We start from the raw sequence: 13,604 nt of genomic DNA, 5'->3' as shown, positions 1-13,604 counted from the left end.
CATGTTGCTAGGACAGGGACACCGAGATGGAGTAGTCCCCCACCACGCCCACTTCACTGCTGCCGTCCAGATAGACCTTGACGGGGACGGTGCGGCTGCCGGTGGACGGGTCGGTGTTGGACAGGTCAGCCACAATGCGCAGCTGGGACTCGGTCACCTTGTTGACCTCCTCCTCCGGACCCCGGATGAGGACGCTGCACGACTTGGTGATGGCCTCCGCCTGGTAGCCCACCGGCTTGTTGATGATCTCGATGTTGTCCACCTTCATGGTACGGGTGGCAAGGCCCTGGATGGTGACGGTCACCTTTGCCTCCGTGATACCGCTGACGTTGGTCAGCTCGGGAGCAAGCTCGATCTCCTTCACGAAGGTATTGGTACCGTAGACATCGGACAGATCGATATCGCCCAGGGAGATCTCCTTCAGCCCCTCCAGATCGGACTGGCTGCCCGACACCATGATGGTGTCGGCGGGCTCGATGGTCACCTTGGCGTTCTCCGCCGTGGCGCCGCCGCCTTCGATGAGGTTGACGGTAAGGGGTACCTCCTTGAGCACCTCCACCGGCAGGGTGACCAGCACGCTCTCCGGATCGGTCTTCAGGTTGCTGCCCGACACCACGCCGCCGTCCAGATCCACCAGACTGTAGGCACACTGCTCGCTGTAGGTTTCGGTCAGGCCGTCCTGAGCAATGGTGACCTGGGCGTGATCCACCAGATCCACCAGCTCCTCGGGGCCGCTGATGCTGATGCGCTGAGGCGTGACCGTGATCTCGCCCCGCTGGTAGCCCTCGGCCACGCTGCCCTCAAAGGCGGCCTGCACGTCTACCTCCTTGGTCTTCCAGCGGGACACGGTAAAGTCCACGGTGGCGGGACTGGTGTACCGCAGTTCGATAGCGTCGGTGGAGGTGATGGACCTGGGATAGCTGATGATGCGGGTGGTGATGGGGACGGACTGCTCCCCCGGCTCGGTGATGGAGGACACGTCAATGGTGACGGTGACCTCCCCCTGGGAGATCCGGTTGAACACGTCACGCCGGGCCTGAATGTTCAGGCTGACGGTCTGACTGGCGCCCTCGGAGATCATCAGGCCCCGCTCCTCCAGCACGTCCAGGCCGCTGTACACCACCTGCACGTTGCGGATGGTGCTGGTGGTGATGGGGTTTGCATCCTTGCCCACATACACCCACAGCACAAAGGCCATCAGGATGGAGACCAGAATATAGAACCACCGGCTGTCAGTGATTTTTTTCATCATTCTGCTTCTCCCCCTTTCCGCCCCGGAGCAGGTTCAGCAGCTTGGACCTGGCGGGCGTCTCCGTCTGCTCCTTCTCCGGCATCAGCTCGTTGCGCAGCAGCCGCTCCAGAGTCTCGGGGGCCAGGTGCCGCTTGAGCATGCCGCCCACCGCCACCGAGATGGAGCCGGTCTCCTCGGAGACAATGGCCACCACCGCGTCGGTGTGCTCGCTGGCGCCGATGCCCGCCCGGTGGCGCATGCCCAGCTCCCGGGACAGGTTCACGTTGCCCGACATGGGCAGCATGCAGCCGGCGCCCACAATACGCCCGCCCCGGACGATGACCGCGCCATCGTGGAGGGGGGCCTTGTTCCAGAAGATGTTTTTCAGCAGCTCGGCATTTACCGAGCAATCCAGGGCGGTGCCCGTTTTGATGGCTTCCTCCAGCATGTTCTTCCGCTCAAACACCATCAGCGCACCAGTTTTGGTCTTGGACAGCGAGGTGTAGGCCTCCACCGTCTGGGTGATGGCGCTGTCCAGCTCGTTGCGCTCCTCGGCGTGGGTAAATACCTGGCCCAGGGTGGTGCGGCCCATCTGCTCCAGGAAGCGGCGGATCTCCGGTTGGAAAATGACCACCAGGGCCACGCCGCCCCATTCCACCAACTTGCCCAGCAGGAAGTTGAAGGTATTCAGCCCAATCATGCTGGATACCCACAGGACCACAATGAACACCAATACGCCCTTGGCCACCGCCCCGGAGCTGGTGCGGCGGATGAGCATGATGAGCTTGTAAATGATAAAGGCCATGATGAGGATATCGATGATATCGGAGATCCCGATGGGGGTCACCATGGCTTTCAGCTGCTGTAAAAGGTATAAAATGCCTTCCATACTCCCTCGTCTCCCGCTCTCCGGCGGCGCCGGTCATTCCTCCTGGCCGGAACTTGTTGTCCGACCTACTTTAACCAATTTATTATACTGTATTCCCCTACGATTGACAAGGGTAAGCAAGATCAATTTTCTGTGAATTCCTCTGCCGATTCCCCTCGATCCGACAGAGTCTGAGCAGCAAAAAACCCTCCGGGCCAAGGGCCCTGGAGGGCATTTCGCTTACCGGGATGATTGGGCCAGACAGGAGACCTCCCACACAAAGCGCTCCACCTCCGCGGTTGTGTTGAAATCGGACACGCTGGCCCGGACGGTACCTGCCTCCAGGGTGCCGGCGCTCTCGTGGGCCAGGGGTGCGCAGTGGAGCCCCGCCCGCACCGCGATGCTCCGGCGGCTCAGGGACTCCCCTACTGCCTCGCAGTCCATCCCCGCCACCTGGAAGGAGAGCACGCCGCTCTGGCAGGCCGGGTCCCGGGCCCGAAAGACCGTGACGTGGGGCAGCCGTGCCAGACCCTGGGCCGCCCGGCGGATGAGGGCCCCCTCCTTTTTGCCGATGGCCTCTGGCGTGCGGCCTGCCACATAGCGCAGCCCTGCCAGCAATCCGGCGATGCCGGGCAGGTTGTGGGTGCCCGCCTCCAGCCGGTCGGGCAGGTAGTCGGGCATGGTCTGGAGCGCGGAAGCGCTGCCGGTGCCCCCCTGGAGCAGGGGGATGGCCTCCACCCCGCCGCAGAGGAGCAGCCCAGTACCCTGAGGGCCACATAACCCCTTGTGGCCGGGCATGGCGATAAAGGCCGCTCCCAGCACATCCTGCCGCACCGACAGACAGCCGGCGGACTGTGAGGCGTCCAGGATGAGGGGCACTCCCCGGCGGCGGCACAGGGCGGATATCTCCTCCACGGGCAGCACGAAGCCGAACACATTGGACACGTGGGTGCACACCACCGCGTCCGGTCGAGCCTCCAGTCCCGCCTCGAAGGCATCCAACTGCCCCTGCCTGTCAAACAGGGGCGCCTTGGCCACCACGATCTCCGCCCCCAGGGCGTGGAGGGGCCGGGTGACGGCGTTGTGTTCCCAGGGGGAGATGAGCACCCGGTCTCCCGGCTTGACCAGGGAGCGGATGGCGATGTTCAGGCCGTGGGTGGCATTGGAGGTGAACACCACCTGCTCGGGGCTCTCCACCCCGAAGAGCTCCGCCGCCGCCTGACGGCAGGCAAAGGCGGTCTCCGCTGCCCGACGGGCTGGCAGGTGACCTCCCCGGCCAGGGCTGGCCAGATGGCCCACCGCCCAGGCTGCCGCCCGGGCCACGGCGGGGGGCTTTTGCAGGGTGGTGGCGGCGCTGTCCAGGTAGATCACAGCCCCACCTCCCGGTAGCCGCCGTCCTCCGCCTGGAGGAAGATCCGTTTGGGGTTGAGGCCCGCCCGGTTGAGCACCACCAGGGCGGCGGTGAGATTGCGCTCGGCCACCTTGACGGAGTGGCTGCACCCCTCCCGGTCGATGAGTTTGGGGGATCGAAGGATCCGCGCCGTGATCCCCGCCCGCTCCAGCGCGGCGGCCGTCCGCTGGGCATAGGTCAGGGAGCGGCAGACGATGAGATAATAGACCATAAAAAAACGCTCCTCTCGCACCAGCATATGTGCGAGAGAAGCGAAGGGTGAACCGTATCTTAAATGGACTCCAGCAGGCACACCGCGTGGGCGGCCATGCCCTCCCCGGTGCCGGTGAAACCTAGGCCCTCCTCGGTGGTGGCCTTCACGCTGACCTGATCCACGTCCAGCCCCAGCCGGTGGGCCAGATTGGCCCGCATCTGGGGGATGTGGGGAGCCAGCTTGGGGCGTTGGGCCAAGATGGTGGCGTCGATGTTGCCCACCCGGTACCCGGCCTGGGCAATGCGCTCCCCTACCCGCTCCAGCAGCACCAGACTGTCCGCTCCGGCGTAGGCCGGGTCGTTGTCGGGGAACAGCTTACCGATGTCCCCCAAAGCCGCCGCCCCCAGCAGGGCGTCCATAATGGCGTGGGTGAGCACGTCGGCGTCGGAGTGGCCCAGCAGCCCCTTCTCGTAGGGGATGTCCACCCCGCCCAGGATCAGCTTCCGGCCCTCGGTCAGCTTATGTACGTCGTATCCATGTCCGATTCTCATGCGTCATTCCTCCATGCCATCAGGGCCTCGGCCACCGCCACATCCTCGGGGGTGGTCAGCTTCAGATTGCAGTAGTCTCCCTTTGTCAGGGCCACCGCCACCCCCAGCCGCTCCACAGCGGAGCAGTCGTCGGTGAGGGGCGCCCCGTCCTCCAGGGCCTTACGCAGGGCGGCCCCGATCAGGTCCCGCTGGAACACCTGGGGGGTCTGGACGGCGTAGAGAGCCGACCGGTCGGGGGTGGATTCCACCAGCCCGTCGTGGGCCACCTTCACCGTGTCCTTCAGAGGCACAGCGGGTGCGGCGGCACCGCAGCCCTCGGCCCGGTGGATCACCTCGTCCAGCACCTGAGGGGTCACCAGGGGCCGGGCTCCGTCGTGGATGGCCACCAGCTCCACCGAGCGGCTCAGCTCCTCCACCCCGGCCAGCACCGACTGGGTGCGGGTAGCCCCGCCCCGCACCACCTTGCGCACCTTGGACAGGGCGGCGTCCTTGCATAGGCCGCTGATGGGCACGATCAGGTCCTCCCGGGTGACCACCACGATCTCGTCGATGAGGGGGCAGGCGTCCAGGGCCTGGAGGGTGCGGAGGATCACCGGCACCCCGTCCAGGGGAAGAAGCACCTTATCCTGCCCCATCCGGGTGGAGCTGCCCGCCGCCGGCACCACCGCACCGCAGCGGATGGACGGGGACTGGCCCCGATGAAACAGGCGGGAAAAGAGCCCTGCCATGTTGTTTCCTCCTTCTGCAAAAAAGGAGCCTGACGGCCCCTTTTCTTTGCCTGATATGGGCGGGGCGGCTTGCCGTCCCGCCGTTGTATTCCTATTACGCCATGGCGGTGTTGATGCGCTTTTCCACATCCTCATAGCTGGCGTTCTGGGAGAGTACGATCTCCGAGATCAGGATCTGTTTGGCGGAGTGGAGCATCTTGCGCTCTCCGGTAGACAGGCCCCGCTCCTCGTCCCTGTGGGTCAGTCCCTTTACCACCCGGGCCACTTCCAGCAGGTCCCCGCTCTTCAGCCGGAGCATGTTCTCCCGATAGCGGCGGTTCCAGTTGGAGGTCATGTCCACCTCAATGCTGGGTATGGCGGCAATGACACGGTCTGCCTCCTCCCCGTCAATCACCGGGCGCACACCGATCTCCTCGCTGTTTTCCGTGGGGATCATGACCAGCATGCCGCCCACAGGCAGCTTGAGGATGTAGTACTCCCGCACGACGCCGTTGATTTTCTTCTGCACAATGCTGTCTACGATACCAGCACCGTGCATTGGGTGAACGATTTTGTCCCCTACCTGAAACACGATCCCACCTCCAAGCAGATCTGTCCGGCTGATTGATACACTCCTTACCTTGTTTTATCCTATATAAGTTCATTATAGACTTCATTTTGACGCTTTGCAAGTAAAATCCCTTGCCTATGTGTAAAAAAACGGGGACGCCATCACTGGCGTCCCCGTTTGGGTGACGGAATTACTCCTCCACAGGAGCGGACTCCTCCTCGCCGCCCTCCAGCAGAGCGCGGATGGACAGGGAGACCTTCTTGTGGTCGTAGTCGATGTCGATGATCTTCACGTCCACCATCTGGCCCTCGCTCAGCACGTCGCCTGGCTTGTCGATGCGGTGATCGGCAATCTGGGAGATGTGGATCAGACCGTCCACACCGGGCACGATCTCGGCAAAGGCGCCGAAGGTCATCAGCTTGACCACGCGGACATTGGCCACGTCGCCCACCTGATACTTGCCGGTGAAGACCTCCCAGGGATTCTGGGAGCGGTCCTTCATGCCCAGAGAGATCTTCTTCTTCTCGGGGTCGAAGGAGATAACATACACCTCAACGGTGTCGCCCACGGAGACGACCTCGGAGGGGTGCTTGATGCGGGACCAGGACAGCTCGGAGATGTGGACCATGCCGTCCACGCCGCCGATGTCCACGAAAGCGCCGTAAGAGGTCAGGCTCTTCACGGTACCGGTGTAGCGCTTGCCCTCCTCGATGTTGGCCCACACCTCGGCGGCCTTAGCGGCGCGCTCCTCGGCCTCAACGGCGCGGATGGAGCCCACCACGCGCTTGCGGGCGCGGTTGACCTCGGTGATGCGCAGGCGGACATGCTGCTTGACCAGCTGGCTCATGGGAGTCTCACGGGGCAGACCGGTCTGAGAAGCGGGCACGAAGACGCGCACGCCCTTGATGGACACGACGACGCCGCCCTTGTTCTCCTCGGTGACCACGCCCTCGACGGTGGTGTGATCCTCCTTGGCCTGCTCCACGTCTTCCCAGCTCTTCACGGTGTCAAGGCGCTTCTTGGAGAGGGTCACAACACCCTCCTGGTCGTTCACGCGCATGACGTAGGTTTCGATCTCATCGCCAACCTTAACCAGATCCTCGACCTTAACGGTAGGGTCATCGGTCAGCTCGGACACCGGTATGTAACCGGCGTGCTTGGTGCCAAGATCCACATAGATCTCAGTAGGCGTAATGCCAGTGACAACGCCCGTGACCTTCTCCCCTGTATTTAAAGTCTTGATCGATTTCTCCAGCATTTCAGCGAAGGATTCCTCGATCTCAATGTTTTCGTCGCTCATTTTGTCATAGACCTCCTTTATAATCCACTCAGGCGTGGACGCGCCCGCAGTGATTCCAATAGAAGCCTTCCGGTACAGGGTGGAAGGTTCCAGCTCCGCCGCCCGTTCGATCCAAACGACCATGGGGCAGAGCGCCTTGCATAACTCGGCAAGCCGTCGGGTGTTGGAGCTTTCCCGTCCACCGATGACGACCATAGCATCGCTTTTCGCGGCCAGCGCCTGAGCCTCAGACTGCCGTTTATACGTAGCATTACATATTGTATCAAAAATTTTTAAATTTGTACACTCTTTTTTTGCTTTTTCTACGCACTTTGTCCAGATGAAGTGCGTGGAGGTGGTTTGGGACACCATGGTGACGGGGATCTCCCGCCGTTTCGGGTCCTCCTCCAGCCACTGGGTCAGGGCCTCTTCCCCTTCCAGCACAACGGGATGGACACACCAGCCAGCGATGGCGGTCACCTCGGGATGGTCGGACATGCCGATGATGAGCACCTGCCTGCCCTCCCCCTCTGCCTCCTCCACGATGCGGTGGATGCGGGAAACATTGGGACAGGTGGCGTCGATGACCGGGCAGCCCCGCTCTGCCAGAGCCTGATGAACCGCCCGCCCCTCGCCGTGGGAGCGGATGATGACGGCGGTACCGGCGGGAGCCTGGTCAGGGGACTGGATCAGCCCCACCCCCTGCTCCTTCAGGTAGTCGATGACGCTGCTGTTGTGGATGATGGGCCCCAGCATGGCGCAGGGCCTGCCGCTTTGGGCGGCCTGCTCCGCCAGCTCCACCGCCCGGCGCACGCCGTAGCAGAACCCGGCGGATTTGGCAAGCTCCACCCTCATCGGCCGGCCTGAGGCTTCAAAGCCTCGATGCGCACCATCAGGTCCTCCGCAATGGCCCGGTACTCCTCCGGGGTGGCACGCTTGGCGGCGGTCTTGGGGTAGTAGGGCTCTCCGATGACCACCTGGTTCCACCGGAACCAGCGCTTCTCCGCCGGCATGTAGATGGGCACGATGGGCACGCCGGTGCGGGTGGCCAGCATGGCGGCGCCCGTCTTGGCATCGCCGAAGTCGCCGTCCTGATGGCGGGTGCCCTCGGGGAACATGAGCAGCAGCTCCCCGTCCTTCAGATACTTCATGGCGGTCTTGATGGCTCCGATGTCGGCCTGACCGCGCTTGACGCCGAAAATGCCGCCCTTTTTCAGGATCCAGCCGATGATGGGCCAGTGCATGACCTCCTCCTTGGCCATGACGTGGATCTGATGCTTCAGACCCAGGGCGTAGGCCACAAAGAGGGGGTCACTCATGCGGGTGTGGTTGGCGCACAGCAGAGCGCCTCCCTCCGGGAAGCGCTCCTTGTGGATGCATTTGGTAGGTTTGAAAATACGAAAGACCGGCCAGAGGAAAATATAGGCCAGCAGATACATGATATTCATGCCTGCAGTCGCTCCTTTGCGATGGAAATCAGCAGGTCCAGACTTTGCTCCAGATCCAGTTGAGTAGTGTCGGCCAGCACGGCGTCCTCCGCCTGGCGCAGGGGCGCGGTGGCCCGGTTGGTGTCCTTCTCGTCCCGGTCGATCACGTCCCGCAGGACGGTCTCATAGTCGGTCTCATCCCCCCGCTGCTGCAGCTCCAGCCAGCGGCGGCGGGCCCGGGCCTCAGGGGCGGCGGTGAGGAAGATCTTCACGTCGGCCTGGGGCAGCACCACGGTGCCGATGTCCCGGCCGTCCATCACCACATCGTGCTCGGCCGCCAGCTGACGCTGCCGGTCCAGCAGGAAGGCCCGCACCTCAGGCAGGGCGGACACGCCGGAGGCGTAGCGGGAGATCTCATGCTGACGGATGGCCTGGGACACGTCCTCCCCATTGAGGAACATCCGCTGCACCCCGTCCTCGCCGTAGCCCAGACGGATGTCCAGGCCGGGCAGCAGGGCCACTACCCCGTCCCGGTCCTCCGGATCCACGCCGGTGCGGCAGGCCTGCAGGCCCACGGTACGGTAGATGGCCCCGGTGTCTACGTACAGATAGCCCAGCGCCTTTGCCAACGCCCGGGCCAGGGTGGATTTGCCCGCCCCGGATGGGCCGTCGATGGCAATGCTTCTGTGCTTGGTCATATCACTCTGCCTCCTTGGTGGGACGGACGAACTCCGCCGCGCCCCGTCCCGCCGCCCGGCCGGTGGACCAGGCGATCTGCAAATTAAAGCCGCCGGTATAGGCGTCCACGTCCAGAACCTCGCCGGCAAAAAAGACCCCCGGCACCTTCTTCGAGGCCATGGTATGGGGGTCCACCTCGCCGGTCTTGATGCCGCCGGCAGTCACAATGGCCTCGGCAATGGGCCGGGGCCCGGAAATATCGATGCGGATGCCCTTGAGCACCTCCACCAGACGGCGGCGCTGCTGCTTGGTGACCGAGTTGGCCTTCAGGTCGCCGGGGATGTTGGTGAGCTCCAGCACCACCGGCACCATGAGCCGGGGCACCAGTCCCTCCAGCACATGGCGGAAGTCCTTGTTGGGCTGGTCCCCCAGGTCCCGCAGCACCCGGGCGTCCAGCTTCTCCTGGTCCAGGGCGGGCTTCAGGTCCAATAAGATATAGTAGTGCTCCTTCCCCATGTCTCGCATGTGGGCAGAGGCAGAGAGGATGAGGGGCCCGGTGAGGCCGAAGTGGGTGAAGAGCATCTCCCCCTGCTCGGCGTACACCGTCTTTTTCTTGCTGTTGCGCACCTGGATGGCCACGTTGCGCAGGCTGAGCCCCTGCATTTTGGGGCACAAATCTCCCTCCGCCTCCAGAGGCACCAGAGAGGGCCGGGGCTCCACGATGGTGTGGCCCAGGGCCCGGGCAAAGTCGTAGCCGTCGCCGGTGGAACCGGTGAGGGGGTAGGACACGCCGCCGGTGGCCACCACCGCTGCCTTGCAGGGGTAGGTCCCCTTCTCCCCCTTCACGCCGGTGAGCACGCCGTCCTCCAGAACGAGGGCTGCCGCCCGGTCCTGGACGATGTCCACCCGGGCCTTCCGCAGCGCCCGCAGCAGGGCGTCGATGATGTCGGCGGCCTTGTCGGACTGGGGAAACACCCGGTTGCCCCGCTCCACCTTCAGGGGCACCCCCAGCTTTTCAAAAAAAGCCTCGGTGTCCTCGGTGGGAAAGCGGGTCACCGCGCTGGTGAGGAACCGGCTGTTGCCGGGCACATTCTGAAGCAGTTCCTGCACCGTGCAGTGGTTGGTCACGTTGCACCGGCCCTTGCCGGTGATGTACAGCTTGCGGCCCAGCTTGGGGTTGCGCTCCAGCAGGGTGACGGACGCACCCTGCTCCGCGGCGGCCAGGGCCGCCATACAACCGGCGGCACCGCCGCCGATGACGATGATCTCACTCAACTGTTTTCGTCCACCTTCTCATAGACCTCATACTCGTCCCAGATCCGCTCCAGACTCTCAAAGGTCTGGGAGAGGTCGTCGTTCTTCTTCCGGCCGATGGCCACGATGAGGGCGTTGACCAGGCTGAGGGGGGCCACCAGGGAGTCCACGAAGGAGGCCATGTCGCTCTTGGCCAGCAGGGTGATGGTGGAATAGGGGGCCAGGGGCGAGGTGGCCGAGTCGGTGATGGCGATGGCCTCCGCTCCCCGGTCGTGGGCAAACTGCATGGCCTTCACCGTCCGGCGGGAATACCGGGGGAAGCTGATGCCCAGGATCACGTCCTCAGGGCCAATGTGGAGCAGCTGCTCAAAGACCTCACTGCTGGAGGTGGTGTGGATGATGGTCACATTGTTGAAGATCAGGGTGAAGTAGAACCCCAGGAAGCTGGCAATGGCAGCAGCCGAGCGCACGCCCAGAATATAGATGTGGCGGGCCTTCACAATGGCGTCCACCGCCCGCTGGAACTGGGCCTGGTCGGTCTCCTCCATGGTCAGGCGGATCTTCTCAATGTCGGACTGCATCACCATGGACAGAATGTCGTGGTCCCCGATGCGGTCGTTGGTCACCTCAATGCGCTGGATGGAGGTGAGCTTGCTGCGGATCATCTCCTGCAGGGCCTTCTGCATGGCGGGATAGCCGTCGTACCCCAGCTCGGCGGCAAAGCGCACCACCGTGGACTCGCTCACCTTCACCGTCTTGCCCAGCTTGCTGGCCGTCATGAAGGCGGCCTTGTCGTAGGACTCCAGGATGAAGTTGGCAATGAGCTTCTGCCCCTTGGAGAAGGTATTCATTTCCGCTTGAATGGTAGAGAGAATATCTTTCGGCATGATCTGTACCTCCCGGCGTCGTTTGGTTCTTGTTGACATAACGCCGTTAACCTTACTGGTAAAGAATCCCGACCCGCTCGCCGACGTCCCGGCGAACAGACCGGATCGACGCGGTGCTCCGCGCAGCCGCAGAGCCTCCGCAGATTCAGTAACCAATATCATACCGGTTTTTCAGGGGAAAAGCAATCCCCTTTTTGCAAGAATTCCATCAATTCCTGCAAAAATCCTCCGCCGCCTGGCCGGGGACCTGCTCCAGCAGAGCCACCTCCGACGGGCTCAGCCGCCGCCAGCGGCCCGGCTTCAGCTCCCCCAGGGTGAGGGCTCCCTCCCGCACCCGGCGCAGGCGGGTGACCTGCAGCCCGGCCTGGGCACACATGCGCCGCACCTGCCGGTTACGGCCCTCGTGGATGGTGACGGACAGGATGCCCTCCCCCGCTCGCTCCACCCTGGCTGGACTGAGGGGCACGCCGTCCAGTTCCATGGGGCCCCGCAGCACCGGCAGGGCGGCGGGGATATCCCCTTTCACCCACACCAGGTACTCCTTCTCCACCTCATGGCTGGGGTGGAGGAGCCGCTGGGTCAGCTCCCCATCGTCGGTGAGGATGAGCAGGCCCTCCGAGTCCAGGTCCAGCCGGCCCACCGGCCACACCCGGGCCCCGCAATCCTTCACCAGGTCGGCCACCGTCCTCCGTCCCTTCTCGTCGGACAGGGTGGTGACGTAGCCCCGGGGCTTGTTGAGCAGCAGATAAGTACGCCGGTCCGGCCCCTTCAGGGGCTTGCCGTCCACCCGGATGTCGTCCTTGTCCGGGTCGGCCTTGTCACCCACCACGGCAGGCCGGCCGTTTACCGTTACCCGGCCCGCCGCCAGCCAGGTCTCCGCCGCCCGGCGGGAGCAGATCCCGTGGGCGGAGAGTATTTTTTGCAGCCGTTCTTCCACCGGCAGTCTCCTTTCCGCAGTTGAGGTCTGCCGCCGGAGCGGCAGACCTCTTTTCCTTTATCCAAATAGCCGCTGCCACCACCGCAGGGGTGCCAGGTTGTTGGCTGCTCCCCAATCGTAGAGCAACGACAGCTGACCGATCTCGTCTCCGTTGAGGGTAAAGGTCACCCGGCCCGCCGGGAATCCGGCCAGCACCGGCGCGCTCACCTGCTGAGGCAGGTCCACTGTTTGGGTCACCTGTTCCCCCTCCGCCAGCGGGTAGTAAAAGTCGGACACCGTACTCACCCGGGTAAACCGGCACAGACTGTCGGTCACCGGGATGTCAGTCCCCTCCCCCGCCGCTGCCACCAGCGTCCGGGGATAGGTGGCAAAGCCGTAGTCAAAGAGGGCGGCGTGGTCGGCCCAGTCGTTGGGGGCATTGAGGGTGACGGCGATGAGCTCCTGGCCGTCCTGCATGGCGCTGGACACCAGGGTACGCCCCGCCTCGTCGGTGTAGCCCGTCTTCAGGCCGGTGCACCCCTCATACCGCCACAGCAGCTTGTTGTGGTTGGTCAGGCTCCGCCCGGCGATGAAGATGGACCGGGTGGACGCGATGGTGCGCAGCTCCTCCTGCTCCAGCACCGCCCGGGCCAGAAGGGCCATGTCGTAGGCGGTGGAGTAGTGCTGCGGGTCGTCCAGGCCGTTGGGGTTTGCAAAGTGGGTGTCGTTCATGCCCAGCTGGGCCGCCTTTTTGTTCATCTCCGCCACGAAGGACTCCACGTCCCCGGCGCAGTACCCGGCGACGGCCAGAGCCGCGTCGTTGCCCGAGGACAGCAGCAGCCCGTAGAGCAGGGCCTCCAGACTTAGCTCCTCCCCCGGCTTGAGGTACATGGAGGAGCCCTCCGCCCCGGTCCACTCCCGCTCCACGGTCACCGTGGAGGACAGGTCGGGGTGGAGCTCCACCGCCACCAGGGCGGTCATCAGCTTGGTGATGCTGGCAATGCTCCGCCGCTCCCCTGCGTTCTTTTCATACAGCACCCGCCCGCTCTCTCGATCCATCAGGATGGCGGAACAGGCGGACAGGGTGGGCTGTGCCCCGTACACGGGCAGGACCAGCAGGGACAGGACGATCAAAAGGGCGCACCAGCGTTTCAAAACAGCATCACCTCACGTTGATGCCGTTAGTATACGCCTCCGAAGCCCGGTTTATCCTCGGTCTGCTTGGAGGCCTTCTCCGCCGCCTTCTTCTCCTGCTGCTTCTCAATGAAGTCGGTGATTTTGTCGATGGCCTCGGGCACCATCTCCACCACCCGGTCCACGGTAGTGGCGGCGGGAGGCGCCACAGGCAGCAGCTTCACAGAGCCGTCCTTGACCACCAGAAAGCCCACCGGGATCAGGTTGACGCCCGCGCCGGCGCCGCCGCCGAAGCAGCTGTTGTCCTCCGGCTTCTTGTGCTTGCTGCCGAACTCGGTACCGCCGGAGCCCACGCCCACGCTGAGCCGGGAGATGGGGATGATGGTCACCCCACCCGCCGTAATGGCCTGGCCCACAATGGTATTGGTATCCGCGATCTCCCGGACCTTGTCCACGATTTCACTCATCAGATCACCAATGGGATGCTGCTTTTCCAT

General features: G+C 63.9%; 15 protein-coding genes. All 15 read right to left on the bottom strand.

What is annotated here, in order from left to right; all coding sequences use genetic code 11:
* Positions 1-7 precede the first annotated feature (7 nt).
* Positions 8-1,252, bottom strand: a complete 1,245-nt coding sequence (locus tag J9789_RS05150; protein ID WP_209343130.1) for a CdaR family protein — start codon at positions 1,250-1,252, stop codon at positions 8-10.
* Positions 1,233-2,120 carry a diadenylate cyclase CdaA gene (cdaA, locus tag J9789_RS05145; protein ID WP_209343128.1) on the bottom strand — a complete coding sequence of 296 codons (888 nt, stop codon included), beginning with the start codon at positions 2,118-2,120 and terminating at the stop codon, positions 1,233-1,235. Before cdaA ends, J9789_RS05150 begins: the two co-directional genes overlap by 20 nt.
* Positions 2,121-2,339: 219 nt before the next feature.
* Positions 2,340-3,470, bottom strand: a complete 1,131-nt coding sequence (locus tag J9789_RS05140) for an aminotransferase class V-fold PLP-dependent enzyme (protein ID WP_209343126.1) — start codon at positions 3,468-3,470, stop codon at positions 2,340-2,342.
* The gene (locus J9789_RS05135; RefSeq protein ID WP_209343124.1) at positions 3,467-3,721 is read right to left on the bottom strand and encodes a DUF3343 domain-containing protein; all 255 of its coding nucleotides are present in this window, start codon (positions 3,719-3,721) and stop codon (positions 3,467-3,469) included. The genes J9789_RS05140 and J9789_RS05135 overlap by 4 nt, the downstream gene beginning before the upstream one ends.
* Positions 3,722-3,780: 59 nt before the next feature.
* The gene (ispF, locus tag J9789_RS05130) at positions 3,781-4,254 is read right to left on the bottom strand and encodes a 2-C-methyl-D-erythritol 2,4-cyclodiphosphate synthase (protein ID WP_209343117.1); all 474 of its coding nucleotides are present in this window, start codon (positions 4,252-4,254) and stop codon (positions 3,781-3,783) included.
* Positions 4,251-4,982: a 2-C-methyl-D-erythritol 4-phosphate cytidylyltransferase gene (gene ispD / locus J9789_RS05125; protein WP_209343115.1), complete on the bottom strand. Its 732-nt coding sequence runs from the start codon at positions 4,980-4,982 to the stop codon at positions 4,251-4,253. The genes ispF and ispD overlap by 4 nt, the downstream gene beginning before the upstream one ends.
* Before the next feature lie 94 nt (positions 4,983-5,076).
* On the bottom strand, positions 5,077-5,553 hold the full coding sequence (locus tag J9789_RS05120; RefSeq protein WP_209343113.1) for a CarD family transcriptional regulator: 477 nt from the start codon (positions 5,551-5,553) through the stop codon (positions 5,077-5,079).
* Between the two features lie 169 nt (positions 5,554-5,722).
* Entirely contained in the window at positions 5,723-7,666 is a 1,944-nt protein-coding gene (locus J9789_RS05115; protein ID WP_209343110.1) for a bifunctional 4-hydroxy-3-methylbut-2-enyl diphosphate reductase/30S ribosomal protein S1, read from the bottom strand.
* Positions 7,663-8,259 carry a lysophospholipid acyltransferase family protein gene (locus tag J9789_RS05110; RefSeq protein WP_209343108.1) on the bottom strand — a complete coding sequence of 199 codons (597 nt, stop codon included), beginning with the start codon at positions 8,257-8,259 and terminating at the stop codon, positions 7,663-7,665. Before J9789_RS05110 ends, J9789_RS05115 begins: the two co-directional genes overlap by 4 nt.
* Positions 8,256-8,936 (bottom strand): (d)CMP kinase, encoded by a 681-nt coding sequence (gene cmk, locus J9789_RS05105; protein WP_209343106.1) that lies wholly within the window; start codon positions 8,934-8,936, stop codon positions 8,256-8,258. The genes J9789_RS05110 and cmk overlap by 4 nt, the downstream gene beginning before the upstream one ends.
* A 1-nt stretch (position 8,937) precedes the next feature.
* Positions 8,938-10,191, bottom strand: a complete 1,254-nt coding sequence (locus J9789_RS05100; protein ID WP_209343104.1) for an NAD(P)/FAD-dependent oxidoreductase — start codon at positions 10,189-10,191, stop codon at positions 8,938-8,940.
* Positions 10,188-11,057, bottom strand: a complete 870-nt coding sequence (locus J9789_RS05095; protein ID WP_209343103.1) for a MurR/RpiR family transcriptional regulator — start codon at positions 11,055-11,057, stop codon at positions 10,188-10,190. Before J9789_RS05095 ends, J9789_RS05100 begins: the two co-directional genes overlap by 4 nt.
* A 208-nt stretch (positions 11,058-11,265) precedes the next feature.
* A complete protein-coding gene (locus J9789_RS05090; protein ID WP_209343101.1) occupies positions 11,266-11,994 on the bottom strand; it encodes a pseudouridine synthase in 729 nt (242 codons plus the stop codon).
* 57 nt (positions 11,995-12,051) lie between these two features.
* Positions 12,052-13,128, bottom strand: a complete 1,077-nt coding sequence (locus J9789_RS05085; RefSeq protein ID WP_209343099.1) for a D-alanyl-D-alanine carboxypeptidase family protein — start codon at positions 13,126-13,128, stop codon at positions 12,052-12,054.
* A gap of 26 nt (positions 13,129-13,154) precedes the next feature.
* Positions 13,155-13,604: a spore germination protein GerW family protein gene (locus tag J9789_RS05080; protein WP_209343090.1), complete on the bottom strand. Its 450-nt coding sequence runs from the start codon at positions 13,602-13,604 to the stop codon at positions 13,155-13,157.

It is taken from the genome of Flavonifractor sp. AGMB03687 (assembly GCF_017811815.1).
GTDB lineage: Bacteria > Bacillota > Clostridia > Oscillospirales > Oscillospiraceae > Flavonifractor.
This window is presented reverse-complemented; position numbering and strand designations above follow the sequence as displayed.